Origin of the sequence: Lentibacillus amyloliquefaciens, assembly GCF_001307805.1 — a bacterium.
Lineage (GTDB): Bacteria > Bacillota > Bacilli > Bacillales > Amphibacillaceae > Lentibacillus > Lentibacillus amyloliquefaciens.
The window spans coordinates 603,936-622,880 of sequence record NZ_CP013862.1 but is presented as its reverse complement, the minus strand read 5'-3'; the positions used below and the strand labels follow the sequence as shown (position 1 = coordinate 622,880).

The following is an 18,945-nucleotide window of genomic DNA, read 5'->3' as shown; positions in this document are numbered from 1 at the left end:
TAGCTATCTTTATTCATAGGCACGATAAGCATACAGCATCCAGACATATTTTTCTAATTTGCCTTGCAGTGTGACCAGTAAATCCACGGTAGGCTCATCTTTCTGATCTGCTGCATACGGAATTCCTTCTTGTTTTATTTCATTAATAATTTGACTGTAATCTTCAACTAATTGAGCGGTTATTTCATCTTCTTTATCATCCGCAGTCGCTTCTTCCAGTGTTGATTCCTTCAAATATTTTGCCATAGTTGCCAATGGTTTGCCATCAATCATTAACACTCTTTCGGCTAATTCATCTATATCTTTGGCAGCCATCGTATACATATCTTCAAATATTTCATGCAGCTGGAAGAAATGCTTCCCCTGGATAAACCAATGATAACGATGGAGTTTGACATACATGACAAAGTAATTGGACAATAACTGATTTAAAAAATTGATAAGTTTTTGATTATCTATAAAGCAGCACCTCGCATTCACTTGTTTCAGTTTTAACGAACCGCTACATTATTATACCCCATATTTCAGTTACTGACTCATTTGCGCCTTAACCCTTATTATCTTACTAAGTAAAGGCACAATTTTATTACATGACCCGTTTAATTATAACTGATTGTGTCAATTTATTACCATTTATTTATGCTGAGATTATATCTTAAATCATAATATAACTCAAAAATCTATTGCGACCTTTTCAGGATGCACATTTTTTATTTTTATATTCGCTTCTAAATCACTCGTTAAACATTGTAATAACAACAAGTTAACCCCTTTTATAATTAAAATGTGCTGATACGGTTTCCGGTCAACATTGCTTATTTTTAATATGATTAAACTAATCCCGGCAAATACCAGGATTTTGTTTATAATATATTTAAATGTAATATTATATTGCATCAATCAACCACATTTTCAATAACATCATCAAGTATAATATAGGTTTATTGGTGGAATCATTCAATTAAAAAATATATGATGGGGTCATTCTTCCCGGCGACTAATATGATCCCTTCACTACCCTCCACCATCTTGCAGGTTAAAGAAGGGGTGTCTAAAAGCGGGCTTTGCGCCCATGTTCACATACCCTTGTGAGGAATATTCGGCTAAGATCAGTGTTTTGCACAGTAACACCAATCCACCAGCGATTTCAGCTTTTCTTTTCACCAAAAAGACAGAGAAGGACATATCGCACCCTTCTCTGTCCTTTTAACCAAGAGTTTAGCTCAATACGAGTCTTCCCCGTTGGCGGTTTTCACATTTACCAAAGATGCATTCTATTGTAGTATTTGAATCTGAGAGATTAATTCCCATAGGTTATTTTTGGGAATTTACTCTTTATGATGATGGATTCTGAATCCGAACTATCCTGCAAAAGTCATACCCAACTATACAATCTTATTACTTTGTCTGTATTATTGTCCGGTACTAACGTTTAGGCTTTCAAAAACATCTACAGCCGCTTGAGCTACTTGACAATCATGGTCAACTGAACTTCCACTCACACCAACTGCTCCGACAACCTTCCCGTCTTGAATAAGTGGGATACCACCACCGAATACGACAATTCTTCCATTATTAGTTGTATTAAGTCCATATAGCTCTGCTTTAGGTACAGTGGCTTCAGCCAAGTTGGAAGTTGACATCTTTAGGGCCACTGAGGTCCAAGCTTTATTTTGAGCAATATCAATACTTGCAAGCCAAGCATCATCCATACGATGAGTGGCAATAAGATTTCCGCCTTCATCCAAAACCGTAATGACCATGTTGACGCCAATTTTTTGTGATTCTTTTTCAGCACCATCAGTTAGTTGTTTTGCTAATTCCAAATTCACTTTGGTCATGATTTCATTCCTCCAATGTTTAAATAATCAGTAATTTATTTTAAAAAAATTACGTTCGCAAATATTGGTTGTGACAACCTTTAAAATGACCCCATGTTCACATTTTCGTCCGACATTGAGGGGATGAACACCAGGACCATCTTTTAACACAAGCTCCGGAAAATCAATTGATTCAACCTCTATTACTTCAGGCTTCTTATAAGCTACAGCTCTGTTAGCTACTGCCATTCATATTCCTTTAGATATTTTTCTTTTTAGGTTCCTCCTTTACAAAATATTGTTGGGTTAGTTCTTTTGCTTGTTACTCACATCATAGGCGGTATCCATAATCGGGTAAAATGATTAATATTGATGACTGTTATCTTTAAATTTGATACCCAGTATAGTGTACTTTCTATTTATTAATTTACATTCAGTTTCTGTGATATGAGCTATCTTGTTGATGACAGTGTAAAAAGCCTAAATTTTTTCGTTTTTATTTATATTATTCTGTTTATGAACAATTTGATTCATCTATTCCACTCTTTTTGTATTCAGGAAACTAGCTTCTGTTAAGCTCATATTTTTGTCAGATTCTGGACAAATTCTCATATGGGCGGATGTAGTATTTCAGCTTTATACCGCTGGTCTGATCGGCAGCCGTGCAGAGCACCGTGGAACCGATCTGCCATTACATCAACCACCCCCATCGCTCTGTATTTATTAATATAGATTTTGTTCAAAACAACTATCAGAAAATTTTTTAAAAATATCTTGACATCAATATGGGTTTCTAATAATATTTCGTTAAATAAAGTATTTAATTTTAACAACATTGCGATAAATTCCTGTACAGAATTTAAAAACAATCCAGTGGCAGGCAGTTTTCGAGATGTTATGTAATCGCTTACCTTTTCGCCGATGGGGATAAAAATGTTTCCGAAATATCTATTCAGAAGCCAATTTTCCAAGGGAGGTAAAATCGATGAATACGGACCACTCAGCAACCGTAAGAAGGGAATTTCAGCATTTGTTCAGCCCCTTCCAGATTGGTCGCCGCGAAGTGAAAAACCGGATAGTATCAACCGCACATGCGCCAGGGTTTGATTCAGGTTTGTTAAACAAACGCCATGTTGACTACCTTGAACGCAAGGCAGCTGGCGGAGCCGGTTTGATCATGGCCTTTGGTTCGGCAAGTGTGTACAAATATTCTTCAGCCTCGTATGGATCAGTCAGCTTATGGGACCCTGAAAACGAACAATTATTAGAAGACCTTGCAGATAAAGTGCATGCTCACGGTGGGTTGATTATGTCTCAAGCCACCCACATGGGCAGACGGGGTGATTCTTCCATTAGCGGCCGTCCTTTACAGGCGCCATCTGCTATTTCAGAAGGGATTCATCGAGAAACACCGCATGTTTTGCGTATTGATGAAATACCGCCGATCATCGATGCCTTTGCCGATGCTGCAGCAAGACTGGAACGATGCGGTTGGGATGGGATTGAGATCACCTCTTTTTCGGGGCATTTGATTGAACAATTCTGGAGCCCAGCCATCAACAAGCGGACAGACCGCTATGGAGGCGACTTGACCGGACGCATGCGTTTTTCCGAAGAGGTGATTGAAGCAGTCGCTGAGGCCGTATCCGATGATTTTATTATTGGTTTTAGAATGACTGGCGATCCTGTTACGGACGATCTGGGTCTTGACCAGGATGACATGCTCGAGATTGCCAAGAGACTTGATCGTTTGGGCCACATTGACCTATTTCATATTTCTGGCGGAAATGCTGCAACCTATGCTGCCCAATCAGCGGTCGTTCCGGGTGATACCTTTGCACGCAGTACGTATAACCACGCGGCACATAGAATGAAAGAAAATCTCTCAGCTCCGGTATTGGTTGCCGGACGAATCCTCGACCCCGAACAGGCAGAAGATGCCCTGGTCAATGACGATTGTGATCTGGTAGGTATGACCCGGGCCATTATCGCAGATCCGGAGTTGCCTCAAAAAACAATGGAAGGAGAACTGTCTCAAATCCGCCCTTGCAACGCTTGTACAGAAGGATGCATTGGCAGATTGTATATGGGCATGCCCATCATTTGCACCGTTAACCCTGCCATCGGCGACAGTTCTTTAGAAAATTTCGAGCCGGCAGATTATATGCGACGCATACTCATCGTTGGCGGCGGACCTGCAGGGATGGAAGCTGCACGTGTAGCTGCTGCACGAGGGCATGACGTCATGATTTGGGAGCGCGGTGATCAGCTTGGAGGACAAATGACAGCCGCTGTAACCGCTCCCGAACGACCACACTATGGCAGACATATTGAGTGGCTTAAAAGAGAACTCGAGCGGCTAAATGTTGATGTGCAGCTTAAAACGACAATGACGCCTGACAGTCTAATCGAACTGGATCCCGATAAGGTTGTGCTTGCAACAGGATCCTATCCGGACATTCTTGCTGCAGCCGGCGACGTCACAACGCGCTGCGTAACAGATATTGCAATTCTTGATCAAGCCGTATCCATTGAAAAAGGTGATCGGGTTATGGTCTATGATCGTGAAGGAAAGTTTCGCGGAGCCAGCATAGCCAATTTCGCCGCAACTGCCGGTGCTTCTCAGGTTGAATTAGTCACACCGTTGTGGTCCGTCTGTGAAGATCTCGACGCGATGCAAAAGCCGGAGCTGTATCGTCTGCTTGCCGAAAATCAAGTCGTCCTCTCACCCAACCAACAGCTTGCAGGACAAAAGGATGGTCACCTCCTTTTAAATGACGTCTGGTCCGGAAACGAACGACTTGTAGATGAGGCTGACCTGGTGGTATTCGTTGGCTATCAAACGGCAGAAGATGCGCTTTACGAGCAAGTGAAACAGGCAGATCCGCAACTTGATGTACAAATGATCGGTGACGCGATTGCACCAAGGCGTCTAAGCGATGCCATTTCCGAGGGTGTCCGGATCGGCAACACCCTTTAATGAAAAATTGTGTGATGCATGGATACAACGCGTGTACGTCATCATAACATATAATATAAGCGCTTCATTAAACAATTGATTTTCAGTTCAGAAGTAAGACAGCAATTAACACTTAAAGGGGGTATGATACGCAGGGTCAGTTGTGAAGGGACTGACATCAAAATTTTACACGAGGCGATTGTGGGTGGTCCGGGTTGTTACCAAGTCTCTGATAGATCGAACGTTTGGGGTTCCGGTGGCAAGTGCCGGATTCAAATGCCGATCATCATCGGTAAAGTACCTTTTACGAAAATGGGAATTATATTCCTTTATAACAAAAAGGAGGCAATCGGTATGTCTATTGAAGGAAAACCTCTATCAGAGTTCAAAACGTCTAACGATATCGAGGAAGTGGGCGTGCAAAGACACGTTCCGGTCAATCTGCGTCAAAGCGGGGATAACGGCTCACGCATGCTTATATCGCAAAGAGTGCGCAAGTCCCCATTCTGGCACCTTTCCGAAGAATCCGGGTCATGGTGCTATTCGGTTTACAACAACATGTACCATCCGCGTGCCTATATCCCGATGGAGGAGGGCGGTCTCCTCAAAGAATACGAATATCTCACCGAACACGTCACGCTTTGGAATGTCGCGGTAGAGCGACAGATCCAGGTGAAAGGCCCTGATGCCCCGAAGCTGGTGGACTTGGCGATCACGCGCTCGGTCGAGAAAGTCAAGACGGGAAAAGCCCGCTACGTTATTTTATGCAATAACGAAGGTGGCATCATCAATGATCCGGTTCTCCTTCGTCCGCATGAAGATGAGTTTTGGTTCTCTTTATCCGACAGCGACGTGTCGCTGTGGCTTCAGGCGCTTAAAGTCATGAACAATTTTGATTGCACCGTACGCGAAATCGATGTGTCTCCCGTACAAATTCAAGGGCCAAAATCAACATCACTCATGGTCGATTTGTTTGGCGAGCGCATTCATGACGTTCCTTACTACGGGCTGATGGAGGGGGAAGTGAACGATTGTCCCGTCATTGTGTCCCGCACGGGATTCTCGGGTGAAGCCGGCTTTGAGATTTATCTATATAATGCCAGTGTTAACGCCGAAAAGTTCTGGTATCCTCTCCTCAAGGCGGGTGAACCATACAATCTAAAAGTGATTGCTCCAGGCCATATACGGCGGCTCGAAGCGGGTATCCTCTCCTATGGACAGGATATGGACCAGGAAACCAACCCATACCAAGTGGGCTTAGGGTGGCAAGTGGACCTGACCAAAGACCATTTTATCGGCAAAGAAGCCCTAACCCGCATCAAGAACGAAGGTGTCACTAAAAAGCTTGTCGGGCTGAAATTCAGCGGCAATAAGATTGACTGGTACCCGGCCGATTTCTATATGGTTTACGCGGAAGGCGGTACGGAGCCGGTCGGATATGTCACCTCTGCCTTCTATTCACCGAATCAGGGGTGCAACATTGGTTACGCAATGCTGCCCAACATATTCAGTATGATTGGGACCCAGCTTGAAGTACACCTGCCCGAACCATACGCCATCGGACGTGTTACGGCGGAGGTTGCGCAGACGCCGTTCAAGGCTTCTGAAAACCCCGGGACGGGATATAACCAGACCGGCCGAAAGCTTGAGACGTGATAACGATGCAACGGGTCTGTTTACAGACAGACCCGTTGCACAGATATTTTGCTGCCTGAGACTTGAATCACTTTTAAGACATTTTGACCACTGATTGTTAGAGGAATTCACAAAATTATGACACCCCTATTAGAGGTGTCATGTTGCTTGCCTTACAATGATCATATTTAAAAGAAAGTAGGGATGACCATGATGGATCAGCAATCTTCAACGGCTCTGTTCAACCAAGCGGGGGCGTCCCGCTTTGAACTCATTCCCGCTAAGGGCATCGTTGAGCGGGCCACAGCGGCACTTCCTTCCCATGCCACGTTGACAATCACCTGCTCACCGACAAATGGTATCGACGCTACGATCGACAAATCAATCGCATTAGCGCCTCATTTCGCTCAGGTTATTCCCCATATTGCAGCGCGGATGATCCGGAGTGAAAAACATCTTAACACAGTGCTTGATCGCCTCGCTGAGAATGATGTGCACGAAATATTTATTGTTGGTGGCGATCAGGAAAAACCACTGGGTCCGTATCAGCATGGCCTTGAATTATTACAGTCTTTGGCCACACACGAAAACGGGCTGCATCGCATCGGTATTCCTGCATATCCTGAAGGCCACCCGCATATCGATACAGCCACACTCAATCAGGATTTTGCAGCAAAAGCTCCCCTAGCCCATTATACCGTGACACAAATGTGTTTTGATCCCGAGCAGGTCCTTGCCTGGCTTCGGAAACAGCGCGCATCCGGTCTGCAGCTGCCCTGCTATCTGGGCCTACCAGGTCCCGTGAAATTGGACAAATTACTTCGCATCGCCCCCCGTATTGGTGTCACTGATTCACTTCGCTTCCTCAGAAAAAATCTGAAATTATCGAGGAAGCTGATGCGCGGCTATGATCCAAGCGCTTTGGTTAACGCATATACCCCGTACTTAAATGAATCGGACTATGGTATCGCAGGCTTTCACATTTACACGTTTAACGAACTGGACACCCTTGAAAAAGCGGGCGGTGAATAACTATACCACATATGACTTACAAGCCAGTTCGCTTTTTCGGCGTTTCGGCGTTTTATTTATTACATGACCCGTTTAATTGTTACCATTTTTGCCTATTTTTGATATGTTGTTCTCCATGAAATTATATAACAAATTATGATATACCACAATTAACACCTTGCAAACGTTTGTTCTCAATTGTTTAATGTGTGGTCATTTGCGTGGTCACTATATTTGTTGTGGTCATTAGAAAAAGCAAGCATGGTGACTATAATATAAGACTCTAGAATCACACATAAAAATTAACCCCTAAAGAGTTAACCAATGGTAACTTCCGTGACATCATCATTGGAAGTTACCATTTTATGTTTATAATCAACCATTAAAAATTTCCTCTTGATGTGAGGGTTCACAGCTTAGGAGGCCTTGACGAGACATTTTGCAATGTTCTATAACATTTCAGAGTGCATATACATCACCGTTTCAAATAAATAATGCTTCTCTTTATTTTTGTTGCATTTTAGTTTATTGCGATATATTCGTTACCATTCTTGTGACCAATCACACAAATACCAAAATACAGGAATAAGTGCGTTAAGTCCGGGTTATTAAGTTTGTCTTTTATATCTTGCAAATATTAATTGTACCAATAATAATCAATATTGACCTATCTATGTTATTTACAAACTCCATGAACATGCACTTATAGATAACAAAAACATAAATAGCATATATACAAAAATGTATAATCCGTTGAATTTTAGTGGACAATGTTGACAAATCGTTGACAAGACTAAAACCTCTACCCAAGGAATTAACCAGGTAGAGGTTTGTTTTTTCCTTCCCTAATGGCTTCTTTTATTCCATTAAGGGTGCGATTGCTGAACTAAGCATATAAAAACCAAATTTAAATGAATCGACTTTATTGTCATTCTTCGTCAGCCCATCTGATCCCGCAATTATGGAACAGGTTTCAAATGCTTGCGTAATATTTCACGGCCACGATGAATTCTTGTTTTAACCGTGCCAATGGGAATCTGCATGATGTCACTCATCTCCCTCAGTGACAAACCCTCCATATATTTCAATACAATGGCCGAGCGATATTCTGGTGCTAACTGAAAAATTGCCTTATGTACAGTATCCTGAAATTCCAGTGCGATTACTTGATCCTCCGGTAATTTATTATTGGCAGGAATTCGGGTATACATTGTCATACCCTCTGCCCCAGTCACTTCCGCATCCAAATAATAATCCGGTTTCTTCTTTTTCAACCAATCAATTGTTAAATTTGTGGCAATGCGGAACAACCAGGAAGAAAATTTTTTATTGCTGTCATGACTCTTAATATTCTGATAAGCTCGCAAAAAAGCTTCTTGGGCAAGTTCTTCTGCTTCATGGCGGTTTCCGATCAGTCGGAAACAAATTCGGTAAACTTTATGTTGGTAGAGTTCGATTAACTCACTAAAAGCATGTTGATCTCCTTGTTTCACTTTTTCTATTATCTGCCTATTATTGTTTTCCATTTAATAACCACCATTCGCAACGGAATTGATGTATTACATTTTTAAGGGAAAAATTAACCCTCACGTATTCATAAACACCTCTTCCAATGATCGTTCCTCCACCTTCAGTTCATACAGAAGAATGCCGGATTCCATTATTTCCTTAGACAGTTTGGGAATGTCATCCTCAGAAGTAACATTCAAAAACGTATAGTCCTTTTGTGTATCTACAAATGAAACGTTCATGTCTAGAGCTTCAGAAACTTTTGAGATATTAGCTGCTGTGAGCACAGGCTTTGTTCGAATTAATAAGCCAATATCTTCTTTGGTTTCTGTCTTTAATTCACGGGGCGTTCCCATTTTTTTAATAACGCCTTCGCTTAAAATTCCTACTCTGTCACTAATTTTCTCAATTTCATCCAAATTATGGGATGTCAAGAAGATTGTCTTGCCACTTTTCTGCAGATTTGTTACCAATTTGCGGATTTCTATGGCTGATTCAGGGTCAAGGCCGGACGTTGGTTCATCAAGAATAATGATTTCCGGGTTGCCCAATAATGCCTGTGCGATACTGATTTTCTTTTTCATACCAAATGAATAAGATTTGATTTTCTTCTTTTCCGCTCCCTCTAATCCTACATCTTTCATAAGGGATATGTAATATTTTTTACTGTAATTATCACCTGCCAGGTCTCCCATATATCGTAAAAAGTCAATTCCTTTCATGTTTTCATACAGGTTTGTAATATCAGGCATTACTCCAATTCGCTTTTTTGTCTCATTAACATGATTATCCGAAATGCCCAACATTTCAAAAGAGCCACCACTCTTGTTCACAATATCTGTGAGTATATGGATTAAGGTTGATTTACCGGCTCCATTATGTCCCACAAACCCGAACACTTCACCTTGATAAATGATTAAATTGATTCCCTTTAGAACTTTTGTTGCTCCATACTTTTTCGTTAGTTGATTTACTTTAATCATTTCCATATTTTAAAAATCCTTTCTATTTATAAAAAATATGCTTAATGAAATATAACCAATACCAATGGCCAAGGGGATGAACATCATGCCAACGGAGCCATCAAAATATTTATATGGCAATAAATATTTAAATGGAATGAAATACCACTTATCTGAGAAAGCTGCTGCTAATCCGATAATTGGCAACACAATTCCTAAGAAGATTCCTAGAAACATCGTTAATTTCGTTTTTGGTATGACGGTAGAAATTAAAAGCACTAAGCTTATAATGTAAAATAAAAAGATTATGGTTTGAAAGTAGTCTTTAGGGAACCAGGAACCCGTTATCAAGGATATTATAGCGAAAGAAATAGATATAGTTACAACCCAGAATAATAGAATCCCCAAGAACTTTCCCAGCACAATTTGAAGTCTCGATGTCTTAGTCACAAGCAATCTTATGGTTTTCATCTCTATTTCCCTGTTGATCAAATCATGAGAAATGGCAAATACAAATAAGAACCCAAAGATCAACACGATGAATGCAATGGCCGCTGTATAGACTGAGCCGACTTCATTTCCGCTTTCTCCAATAAATTGATTAATCATGTCCTGATTTTCATCAAAAAATTTAGCTGACTGGTACGATACAAAAGTTATAAATAATAGAATCAAAATAGAGCGTACACTTTTAAATGCATCAATGAATTCCCGTTTTAATATATGAATCATGATAACTTGCCCCTTCATTTATTGTTTATTTAAATACTGGTTTTTTCAATTTCAATATCTTCTGTGCGTTTGATATACCATGTACGATAGGCATCTGCCATCAATTCTGGTACATCTTTAATCGTTGTGTGATGGACTGGTTTGGAGCGATTTACCATATTGATGGTTGACAGTCCCAATTGTTTCTGCAATCTACTGCGGGATACTTCCACTTCAATTACTTTCTTTCGTTTTGAAACAAACATTGTTGTTTGCAGACTCCCTGTTTTAAACTGTATAAAGCCGCCATTCAACATATATCTCGTGTTTATAAAATCGAGGATTCGATGTATATAGATAATTAGAAATAAAAAAACCGAAATGATCCACCATGCTTGTTTCACATCGAATACCTGGGGCCTGAAAAAGAATAGCGCAATAGTTGCAATAATCCAGAGCCAGCTTGGTCTTAACAGTCGAACCCATAATGATTTTCCCGGTAAAAGATACATCTTCTGTGTTACCTCATAATCTGGAAGCACTTCCTCTAACATCTCATATGCCCGCTGAACAGGCAGAAAGGGATAAAGTGAATTTGTTTCATCTTCACTTTCACCAACACTTCCTGCACTGATCAACTTTACTTCAGCAAGTCCGAGCATTCGTTTTATCAGTGATTGAGTAACTTCAACAGCCTGAACTTTATCCTTTGATATGGTAAAAGTTGATTCTTCCAGGATTCCTTTTGAAATAAAAATCGTTTTATCATCAGAAGCAATTTCGTATCTTCCATACCTTAAAAATGTCCGGACAACCCCAAAAGCAACGGACATGATAACCAAAGCAACAATGAACAATGAAATAATCCACCAGGAATTGATGTTAGACATTAAAAATGTTTTCGCCTTGTCTTCTATATCAAATATATCCTCTATCTCAGATGACACAGAAACAATTATCGGAATAAGTACTAAAAAGCTGAGCGATGTGAAAGAAGCTTTGATAGTATCTTTTCTTGTCGGTCTAAAATGGACCGTTCTGTTACATATTACTTGTTCCTCTTTTTCTGCCTCAGGTACTGCTTCATAGGCTACTACATCATGATTAGTGCTGCCTGATTGGTGTATCCTTGCTTCCAGTTCATTAAGTTCTTTTTGTGAAATGACACCAAATTTTATCGAAGCATCTGTATCTGTCATACTTGTTTCAAAAACTACAGAAGCCAATCCAAATAGCTTGTGAATAAATGTCTGCCTACGTTGGATATTGTGAATCTTGGTATAAGGAATGGTCCGCTCCGATTTATTAAATAACCCTTTGTACATATGAAAAGAAACATCATCAAGCAAATATTTTTGTGTGAACCATTTATAAATTATTGAAAAAACAGTTAAAACGACTGCCAAACAAAAAATGATTCGTCCATAATTAATCCAAGCTGAACTGGAATCATAGTTAATAATGAAAAGAAACAATACAAAGAAGAATGCATTTTTCAGGAGCCTCCAGAAGTCGAACAATATATTCAAAGGGTGATATCGTTTCTTCTGTCCCATTACTCCACTTCCTTTACTTTTGCAAAATAAGCAATTTGGCTTCTTAGTTCAATTGCAACTTTTTCAGATAGTGCAGGGATTTTGTGAGAGGACGCCATTGTAGTAATGGAAACCGAATAAAGGCCGTACTTTCTCATAATTGGTCCCTGATTTGTTGCAACTGACTGTATTTTTGTCATTGGAATAAGTTCATGTTTCTCGATGAAAATCCCATATTTCAATTGCAAAAAGTCCTCATTGACATCATAGCGCCAACTATTAAACTTCAAAGATGGCTCGAAAAACACAGACCATATTGTTCCAACGACAGAAAGAATAGTGACAACCAAAATGATCCACCCAGCCCATTCCGGCCATGAAAATTTGTAATCCAAAAAAAACAATGCTGCAAGAACTAAGAGCCCAATGAAATTAGCAATAATCTCCCCAATAATCCATACTCTAATTACAACTTTGGATAGTTGTTGTTGGGGTGTAACAATTTGTTGATCCATAAATCACTGCTCCTGTAACTACCTGTCTTAATTAATTTTTTCCAATGTTCTTATCATAAGTTTTCACAATCTCTCAATTTGCTTGGTCAACACCAAATAACATAACAGAAAAATCCATCAATAACAATATATTATTATTGATAATCAATAAATTAATATTGAAAATGATTTGATTGGTAAATTATGATATGATTGGATTATTATTATTTTGTAATTACATAAATGGAAATAAATTTATGGTTGAAAGCAAGGAGACAAATTATGAAATCAAAAATTATATTTAAAATAGGTTCACTCATATCTTTAATTGGCTTTTATTTAATGATGCTTTTAATGATCTTTATGTTGATGGAGGGTTTGTCTCGTTTATTTATACCTGCCAGCGGTTTCGCCGATTCGTTTGGTCCTTTAGAACCGGTATTTGCTTACTTTACGATTGATTTTCGTCAACAACCGGCAATTTATGAGGAAGGGCAATTTTTAATCCTTTATTTTGTGAATGAGCTGACTACAGGATTAACCGCACTCCTGTTTTTCTGGTTTATGTATAAACTTTTAAAAAACATTCATACATATAGTCTCTTTATGTATGAAAATGTATCTGTTTTGTTTAAATTGGGCCTGTCCATCGGTATTTTAGGAACTGCTTCTACTTATACGAGTAATCTTATGCTTTCCAAGGTTTTAAGTGCTTTATCTATCACTAACGCACACGTATCCTTTTCGAATCTTTCCTATATAGATATGATTGCCGGCGGAATAGTACTTATTATTATTGCATTAGCTTTGAGAACGGCTGTCAATGCAGTAGAAGAAAATAGGAAAACAATATGAAGATGAAGATGAAGTGGGCGAATAATAATGATAAGGATTAAACTTGATGTTATGATGGCTGAGCGTAAAATGTCATTAAATAAACTTTCCGAATTAGTAGGAATCACACCAGCAAACTTATCTATACTTAAAAATGAAAAAGGAAAGGCAATCCGCTTTACAACACTTGATGCACTTTGTAAAGCTCTGGATTGCCAGCCGGGTGATTTAATGGAGTATATCGAAGAAAATGAAAATAAATAATTGATTTTGATAAGCATTGCCTTTAGAAAATCTAGAGTCCTTTATTCAATTAAATAGCTTTATACTGAAGGGTGCCTTCTTATTCAAGAATTGCGCCCGATTATGGAATACCATTGACAATGTTGAGTGAAAACTTACTCTGTTATTCAAGATTATTATTAAGAGCTCTTTCAAAATAAAAGTTTCTTATCAATCCTCTTAATTCTTTTTTAGTGACAGGTAAAATACTGTTACTTGAATAATTGGAAAAAGCATTAATATAACAATCGGATAGGCAGCAAAATAGCTAGAAACAAACGGGTGAAATAACATAAATGCAGCAAGAAATGGAGATGCAATCATCGTTGAAATATAGGTATCTCGACAAGCTTTTGAAGTCAGTGCTTTTTCTCGTTCATCATTCTCCTTCAATTCTGCTGGGAAAAGTATTGCTGCCTTCCATCCCTTTTTTTCCTTTCGTTGTTTTCGGGTTAATACAACTGCAGCTGGTATGCCAACTATTAACAAAAGGATAAGCGGTAGTACATTCGTGGAAAATGCAAAACCTTCCATACTGGGATTATCAATCGTTGATTTAATTTCCGTTGCTGTATCATAATAGGCTATCATTGCCCATCCAAACAAGGCTAACACCGTTATATTTAATACATAAATTCCCTTTAATTTCATTATTTTTCCTCCCCTTTTACTTGAAATACCTCTTCAACAGTCAGTTGAAATTCAATACAAATATTCATCGCTAAGAGCAAAGAAGGAATGTAGTCCCCCTTTTCTAATGCAGCAATCGTTTGTCTAGTTACTCCCACTCTTGACGCAAGATCTTGCTGTGTCCATTGAAAACGAGCACGTAATTCCCTTATTCGGTTGGATAGTCGCACATTAATCTCCTTCTTTTCTTTATTTTAACTTATGTATATAATAAACCTAACATAATGTTAAGTCAAATTAACATTATGTTAGGTTTATTATTGCTTTCATTTGATTAAAAAAGATGCATTCCGTTATTTCAGATAATGGCCCTATTGCGGCAGACATTTATTCGGTTATTGCGCCCGATAATTGAAGACTGTCGCAGGGTATTTGTACATAAGCCGATAACCTTTTACAAACCTTTTAAAAGACCATAGAACTTAATCACACATAGTAATACGAATGGCAATAACAAAATTGCTAAACCAAGAATAGCCAAAAGCATCGGAGATGTCCAAACGCTCTTCTTGTTTAGTAAAATAACAGTTAAAAATAGTGAAGTACTTGTTAGAACTGCATATTTAATTTGGATTCCAAATTGATTCAATATCCCTATAGTATCCGGATCTATAGTATCAGGAATTTCTTCAAAAGGGAATGTTATGTTAGTCCAGATAGTGGAAAAAATAAGACCTATTATAATAAAACCTAGAACAATCAAGATACTGTTGATAACCTTCGAGAAACGTGCCGGTAGTGTTATGATCGGTAAATATCTAATGATAACCATTGCAGCGATGAAAGAAAAAAAGAAAACAATTTCAAAGGCATAAGAGCCTTTCATAAAATTATAAGCCAATGAACCTATACCTAATAACAATATAGCAAGAAATACTAAATAGCCCTTCTTCATTTGTTTCCTAACTCGCTCAACTTCTTGTTCAAGTTCTTTATTCATATGTCCCTAACCCTTTGCCATAAAAATGTGTCTATCCTGTCCAATATTGGTGCTATTCTTTATTAGTGAAAAGCGCCCTATTCTTGAAGATCACTATTTTACTGAATCCACGATATTTTTTGCATCTACCAAAGATAAGCCATATCTCTTTCTTAATGCTTTAATCGTCTGCATCTTTGTCATGGATTTCAACATTTTATTGGCTTCCATCTTCAAGCCATCATATTCGGAAGCCTTGGTGTGCGGATCATTATATTTTTCCTTTAAACTATCGTCTATTTTATTGATTACGCTGCTAAATGCAATTACAGCAGGGAATAATGAGAGAATTACAGCAAGCCATTCACTCATAGTTTTAAGGATCCCTTGAAGATGAAAAACATCATGAATCAGATAATTAGCAAGTTGGATAAGTCCGAATGCAATGGCAACGGATATGATAAACGAAGACACAAGTATTATGGTTTGAGATACCGACAGCGACTTCAGTTTTTTAATCTTGCCATCACCAATCGAAAAACAAAGATAAGTTGCAGGTAATAATAATAACTGCCAATCCGTATATCCGAACCTAATCCATAAAGCAACCATACCCAAAAGTAAAATCCAACCACTTACGTTTAAAAATTTTTTACCCATTTCAACAACATTCCTCATTTTGATTAATATTCAACAAAATGGCTCAATAGTGCGATTTTAGATGCTTTCACTTATTCCTTTCTTGCGCCCGTTTGATTAGTAATGTGGTTCATTTTTTCTCAAATCACTATCCACAATAAAAAATACAATAAGAGCTACTCCCGCAAAAAATGAATTTAATGTATTAGAAATTAATCCGTACTCAGATAGTGTTATTATGCTTAGGAGTATAACAGTTAAAATAATTCTTTGTTTCAAAAATTCCCCTTTGAAATACTTTGACATATATACTCCCCTTTGTATGCTTATTCAATAAAATGGCCCTTTTCCGCAGGATTGGAAGTCAAGCCTTATTCCGGAATTGCGCCCTATTCTGGAATAACGTGCTACTGTTCACAATCACACTCATATTCCTTGAATTTAAATTCTTTATACAGTGTTAATTCCCCAAAGTCACTTGTAGCTGACTCATAAACTTTGACTAAGGGCGCAACGTCTTGTTCAGCAAAACCTTTTACTTGCTTATCCATATCAACAGAAGAATCTAAAATATATTCATTCATATCCTCGCATAAATCATTATGTTCACAAACATCATACGTAATTGCGACATAACTTTTTGTCATCATAAACACCTACTTTTCCATTTAAGGTTTGTGCCATTATAGCGCCTGTTTGCAGAACAATATTTTCCTATACTAATTAGTATTAAGGAAAACAATTTGGAAGGCAACAATTATTATAATTAAACCAGCAATCTGATATAATTAAATAAAGGCGGTGATTCTTATGTTAAAACAGCAAAACAATGAATCCAAACGAAAATACGGCTGGATTGACAAATGGGCTAAGATGACCGGTGAGCGAGCAAGAATTGATGCCAAAGCAAATAAGACATATATTATATATGAAAAAAACGGGAAGCTTGTAAAAGAATATCCTAATGGTAAAATTAGTCCATTCAATAATGATGGTGAATCTTAATGCATACGCATCAGCCAATATTCTTTGTGTTTGCAGGTAATAACGGTAGTGGAAAAAGCACTTTTCGCAATTTGATTATCGACAAAATTGGTGTTGATATCAACATTGATGCCGATGCTATTGCACGACGGTTAGATTCGGAAAATCCGGAGGCAAAAAAGGTTGCTGCAGGGAAAGAAGTCATTAAATCGGTTAATGAATATATCAAAGAAGGTAAAGATTTTTCTATTGAAACAACACTTGCTGGAAAAAATGCACTTAGACAAATAAGCAAAGCCAAAGAATATGGTTATGAAGTGACAATGTTTTACATTGCACTCAATGACGTTAATCAAAATATTGAAAGGATTGCAATGAGAGTAAAAAATGGCGGTCATCATATCCCAACTGAAGATATTCTCAGAAGGGATAAAACTTCATTTAAACACCTTTATGAATGTGCTCCTATTATCGATAACCTTATTCTAATTGACAACAGTAAAGACGATGGAGAAATTATATTAGAAATAAATGATGGTAAAATAACTTTTGAAGTTAATCAGCTACCTGATTGGGCGCTTTCTTTATGGCAACAATTTCAAAAAAAACCACCAACAGAACTATAACCAAAACCAATTCTCTACTCCCGGAAAATTGGTTTTGGTTATAAAAATTTTGGGTTTATCAAATGTTGCTTATTTTCCAGATGAGCGCCCGTTAACTTAACAAGCCTCAATTAATCAATTCTACAAAAGTTGTATTAATTCCAAGTGGATAGCTTTCTCTAACCTTACCATCATATCCGACTCTAATCTTATCGCCAATTTGAAATGTTGTATCATTGGCAACCGAAAGATTCACACTCACTTCTCGTCCTGATTTAAGTATTTTGCCCTCTTCTATAGTTACAATAGCAACATTTTGGTCCGTTATCTTTTCAATGGTTCCTGTAAAAGTTTCTTTTGTTTCATTACCTTCTGTTTTGTCGCCATTAGAGGAACTACACGCAGATAATAAGCCGATTAATACAATTGCGAAGACAGTAAATTTAATTTTTTTATCCAAAATGGTTCCACCTCATAACATAAAGTTGTGTCACCCAAAATGGTCTCTTATATTCAGCATTGGCGTTTATTCTTATTCCTAATTAGCTCCTGATTGAAGAAGATTTATCCCTCACGTTTTCTTTTGAAGAAATTTGAAGTGATTAACAATATTATACCTATAGCAATTAAGGGGATTGATAATGCAGCCAATGAATCTGGAGTACCTGAAACCCCTGCTATCGTCTCATTAAATGCAAATCCAAAGGCAGAGATCCACATTCCTGTAAATGCAATCACTTTTCCTGTTCGGTTAAACCTCTTTAAAAACATCTATACCCCCATTTTACCCATAAAAAATTATTCCAAAATTGTCTTACAATGGTAATTTGGGCGTTGTCCTTTATTCCAGATTTGCGCCCTATTGCAGAAAATTGTTTACTTAGATTCTTTAATTCAGTTCTTTAAGTAACTTCCCTTAAAAATCCAATCGCTTCCTCAACATCATATGTTTTGAATTTCAATTTCTTCATATCCCCGCCACCGGTTTCAAATATGAATACTGCTGGAGATTTTTCAATTTCATAACTTGGGTATCTTTCCTTGGCAGCTTTTAAACTTGTGAAATACTCCATTTCAGCAACGGGGGATTCATTTCCGCCGTACTTACCAAAATCCTCACTAATATTTTTATCACCTTCCACAACAAGAAGGGAATACTCTTTTTTGTCATTTTCATTTGTAGTACAACCAATAAGCGCAAATAATATTAGTGTCAAGCATATAGAAAGCAAACGTTTCATAAAAAAACTCCTTTAATAGCTTTTACAATAGTTTATTGGACGTTAACTCTTATAGAATGTTTTATAAAAATTGTTCAACAAATGGCCCTACAATGGCAAATTGGACACTGTCTTT

Annotated in this window: 23 protein-coding genes and 1 pseudogene; 8 read left to right on the top strand and 16 right to left on the bottom strand. The window is 38.0% G+C overall.

Annotation, left to right across the window (positions count from 1 at the left end; genetic code table 11):
* Nucleotides 1-9: 9 nt before the first annotated feature.
* The 4 genes and pseudogenes from AOX59_RS03170 to AOX59_RS03155 form a co-directional block, all read right to left on the bottom strand.
* Complete coding sequence (locus tag AOX59_RS03170) at nucleotides 10-459, bottom strand: Dps family protein (protein ID WP_068448112.1); 450 nt, start codon at nucleotides 457-459, stop codon at nucleotides 10-12.
* Nucleotides 460-1,014: 555 nt separating this feature from the next.
* A complete protein-coding gene (locus tag AOX59_RS19965; protein WP_169792851.1) occupies nucleotides 1,015-1,164 on the bottom strand; it encodes a hypothetical protein in 150 nt (49 codons plus the stop codon).
* A gap of 248 nt (nucleotides 1,165-1,412) precedes the next feature.
* The gene (locus AOX59_RS03160) at nucleotides 1,413-1,841 is read right to left on the bottom strand and encodes a GlcG/HbpS family heme-binding protein (protein WP_068441718.1); all 429 of its coding nucleotides are present in this window, start codon (nucleotides 1,839-1,841) and stop codon (nucleotides 1,413-1,415) included.
* Between the two features lie 57 nt (nucleotides 1,842-1,898).
* Nucleotides 1,899-2,069 (bottom strand): annotated as a pseudogene (locus tag AOX59_RS03155) (formaldehyde dehydrogenase, glutathione-independent); the annotation flags it as partial.
* Between the two features lie 736 nt (nucleotides 2,070-2,805).
* Between AOX59_RS03155 and AOX59_RS03145 the strand changes: the two are divergent.
* From AOX59_RS03145 to AOX59_RS03135, 3 genes are all read left to right on the top strand, one after another.
* Nucleotides 2,806-4,800 carry an oxidoreductase gene (locus tag AOX59_RS03145; protein WP_068441711.1) on the top strand — a complete coding sequence of 665 codons (1,995 nt, stop codon included), beginning with the start codon at nucleotides 2,806-2,808 and terminating at the stop codon, nucleotides 4,798-4,800.
* A 333-nt stretch (nucleotides 4,801-5,133) separates the two neighbouring features.
* Nucleotides 5,134-6,435: a glycine cleavage T C-terminal barrel domain-containing protein gene (locus AOX59_RS03140; protein ID WP_082684282.1), complete on the top strand. Its 1,302-nt coding sequence runs from the start codon at nucleotides 5,134-5,136 to the stop codon at nucleotides 6,433-6,435.
* A 189-nt stretch (nucleotides 6,436-6,624) separates the two neighbouring features.
* Nucleotides 6,625-7,446: a methylenetetrahydrofolate reductase gene (locus AOX59_RS03135; RefSeq protein ID WP_169792850.1), complete on the top strand. Its 822-nt coding sequence runs from the start codon at nucleotides 6,625-6,627 to the stop codon at nucleotides 7,444-7,446.
* Between the two features lie 938 nt (nucleotides 7,447-8,384).
* Here AOX59_RS03135 and sigW read toward each other — a convergent pair.
* Genes sigW through AOX59_RS03110 form a run of 5 tightly spaced genes read right to left on the bottom strand, consistent with a single transcriptional unit; the run spans nucleotide 8,385 to nucleotide 12,657 of the window.
* Nucleotides 8,385-8,951, bottom strand: coding sequence for an RNA polymerase sigma factor SigW (gene sigW / locus AOX59_RS03130; RefSeq protein WP_068441706.1), 567 nt, complete (start codon nucleotides 8,949-8,951; stop codon nucleotides 8,385-8,387).
* Nucleotides 8,952-9,011: 60 nt separating this feature from the next.
* Nucleotides 9,012-9,923: an ABC transporter ATP-binding protein gene (locus AOX59_RS03125; protein ID WP_068441704.1), complete on the bottom strand. Its 912-nt coding sequence runs from the start codon at nucleotides 9,921-9,923 to the stop codon at nucleotides 9,012-9,014.
* Nucleotides 9,924-9,926: 3 nt separating this feature from the next.
* Nucleotides 9,927-10,628, bottom strand: a complete 702-nt coding sequence (locus AOX59_RS03120) for an ABC transporter permease (protein ID WP_068441701.1) — start codon at nucleotides 10,626-10,628, stop codon at nucleotides 9,927-9,929.
* Nucleotides 10,629-10,657: 29 nt separating this feature from the next.
* Nucleotides 10,658-12,163, bottom strand: a complete 1,506-nt coding sequence (locus AOX59_RS03115; protein ID WP_068441698.1) for a PH domain-containing protein — start codon at nucleotides 12,161-12,163, stop codon at nucleotides 10,658-10,660.
* Nucleotides 12,163-12,657: a PH domain-containing protein gene (locus AOX59_RS03110; RefSeq protein WP_068441694.1), complete on the bottom strand. Its 495-nt coding sequence runs from the start codon at nucleotides 12,655-12,657 to the stop codon at nucleotides 12,163-12,165. The genes AOX59_RS03115 and AOX59_RS03110 overlap by 1 nt, the downstream gene beginning before the upstream one ends.
* Nucleotides 12,658-12,918: 261 nt before the next feature.
* Between AOX59_RS03110 and AOX59_RS03105 the strand changes: the two genes are divergently transcribed.
* Complete coding sequence (locus tag AOX59_RS03105) at nucleotides 12,919-13,491, top strand: hypothetical protein (RefSeq protein WP_068441691.1); 573 nt, start codon at nucleotides 12,919-12,921, stop codon at nucleotides 13,489-13,491.
* Nucleotides 13,492-13,518: 27 nt separating this feature from the next.
* On the top strand, nucleotides 13,519-13,734 hold the full coding sequence (locus AOX59_RS03100; protein WP_179946421.1) for a helix-turn-helix domain-containing protein: 216 nt from the start codon (nucleotides 13,519-13,521) through the stop codon (nucleotides 13,732-13,734).
* A 198-nt stretch (nucleotides 13,735-13,932) separates the two neighbouring features.
* On the opposite strand, the gene AOX59_RS03095 is transcribed toward AOX59_RS03100, so the two are convergent.
* The 5 genes from AOX59_RS03095 to AOX59_RS03070 form a co-directional block, all read right to left on the bottom strand.
* Nucleotides 13,933-14,403: a hypothetical protein gene (locus AOX59_RS03095; RefSeq protein ID WP_068441685.1), complete on the bottom strand. Its 471-nt coding sequence runs from the start codon at nucleotides 14,401-14,403 to the stop codon at nucleotides 13,933-13,935.
* Nucleotides 14,403-14,612 carry a helix-turn-helix transcriptional regulator gene (locus tag AOX59_RS03090; protein ID WP_068441682.1) on the bottom strand — a complete coding sequence of 70 codons (210 nt, stop codon included), beginning with the start codon at nucleotides 14,610-14,612 and terminating at the stop codon, nucleotides 14,403-14,405. The genes AOX59_RS03095 and AOX59_RS03090 overlap by 1 nt, the downstream gene beginning before the upstream one ends.
* Before the next feature lie 224 nt (nucleotides 14,613-14,836).
* The gene (locus AOX59_RS03085) at nucleotides 14,837-15,382 is read right to left on the bottom strand and encodes a hypothetical protein (RefSeq protein WP_068441679.1); all 546 of its coding nucleotides are present in this window, start codon (nucleotides 15,380-15,382) and stop codon (nucleotides 14,837-14,839) included.
* Between the two features lie 93 nt (nucleotides 15,383-15,475).
* On the bottom strand, nucleotides 15,476-16,021 hold the full coding sequence (locus tag AOX59_RS03080; protein WP_179946420.1) for a disulfide bond formation protein DsbD: 546 nt from the start codon (nucleotides 16,019-16,021) through the stop codon (nucleotides 15,476-15,478).
* Nucleotides 16,022-16,407: 386 nt separating this feature from the next.
* Nucleotides 16,408-16,650, bottom strand: a complete 243-nt coding sequence (locus tag AOX59_RS03070) for a hypothetical protein (protein ID WP_237049415.1) — start codon at nucleotides 16,648-16,650, stop codon at nucleotides 16,408-16,410.
* 160 nt (nucleotides 16,651-16,810) lie between these two features.
* On the opposite strand from AOX59_RS03070, the gene AOX59_RS03065 reads away from it, so the two are divergent.
* Both AOX59_RS03065 and AOX59_RS03060 read left to right on the top strand, forming a co-directional pair.
* Complete coding sequence (locus AOX59_RS03065; protein ID WP_068441670.1) at nucleotides 16,811-17,005, top strand: hypothetical protein; 195 nt, start codon at nucleotides 16,811-16,813, stop codon at nucleotides 17,003-17,005.
* Entirely contained in the window at nucleotides 17,005-17,610 is a 606-nt protein-coding gene (locus AOX59_RS03060) for an ATPase (RefSeq protein WP_068441667.1), read from the top strand. Before AOX59_RS03065 ends, AOX59_RS03060 begins: the two co-directional genes overlap by 1 nt.
* Nucleotides 17,611-17,716: 106 nt before the next feature.
* Here AOX59_RS03060 and AOX59_RS03055 read toward each other — a convergent pair whose 3' ends face one another.
* Complete coding sequence (locus tag AOX59_RS03055; protein WP_068441664.1) at nucleotides 17,717-18,049, bottom strand: DUF3221 domain-containing protein; 333 nt, start codon at nucleotides 18,047-18,049, stop codon at nucleotides 17,717-17,719.
* A 123-nt stretch (nucleotides 18,050-18,172) separates the two neighbouring features.
* Between AOX59_RS03055 and AOX59_RS19485 the strand changes: the two genes are divergently transcribed.
* Nucleotides 18,173-18,415 carry a hypothetical protein gene (locus tag AOX59_RS19485; protein WP_156418620.1) on the top strand — a complete coding sequence of 81 codons (243 nt, stop codon included), beginning with the start codon at nucleotides 18,173-18,175 and terminating at the stop codon, nucleotides 18,413-18,415.
* 76 nt (nucleotides 18,416-18,491) lie between these two features.
* Here AOX59_RS19485 and AOX59_RS03045 read toward each other — a convergent pair whose 3' ends face one another.
* Nucleotides 18,492-18,830, bottom strand: a complete 339-nt coding sequence (locus tag AOX59_RS03045) for a hypothetical protein (RefSeq protein WP_068441658.1) — start codon at nucleotides 18,828-18,830, stop codon at nucleotides 18,492-18,494.
* Between the last annotated feature and the right edge of the window lie 115 nt (nucleotides 18,831-18,945).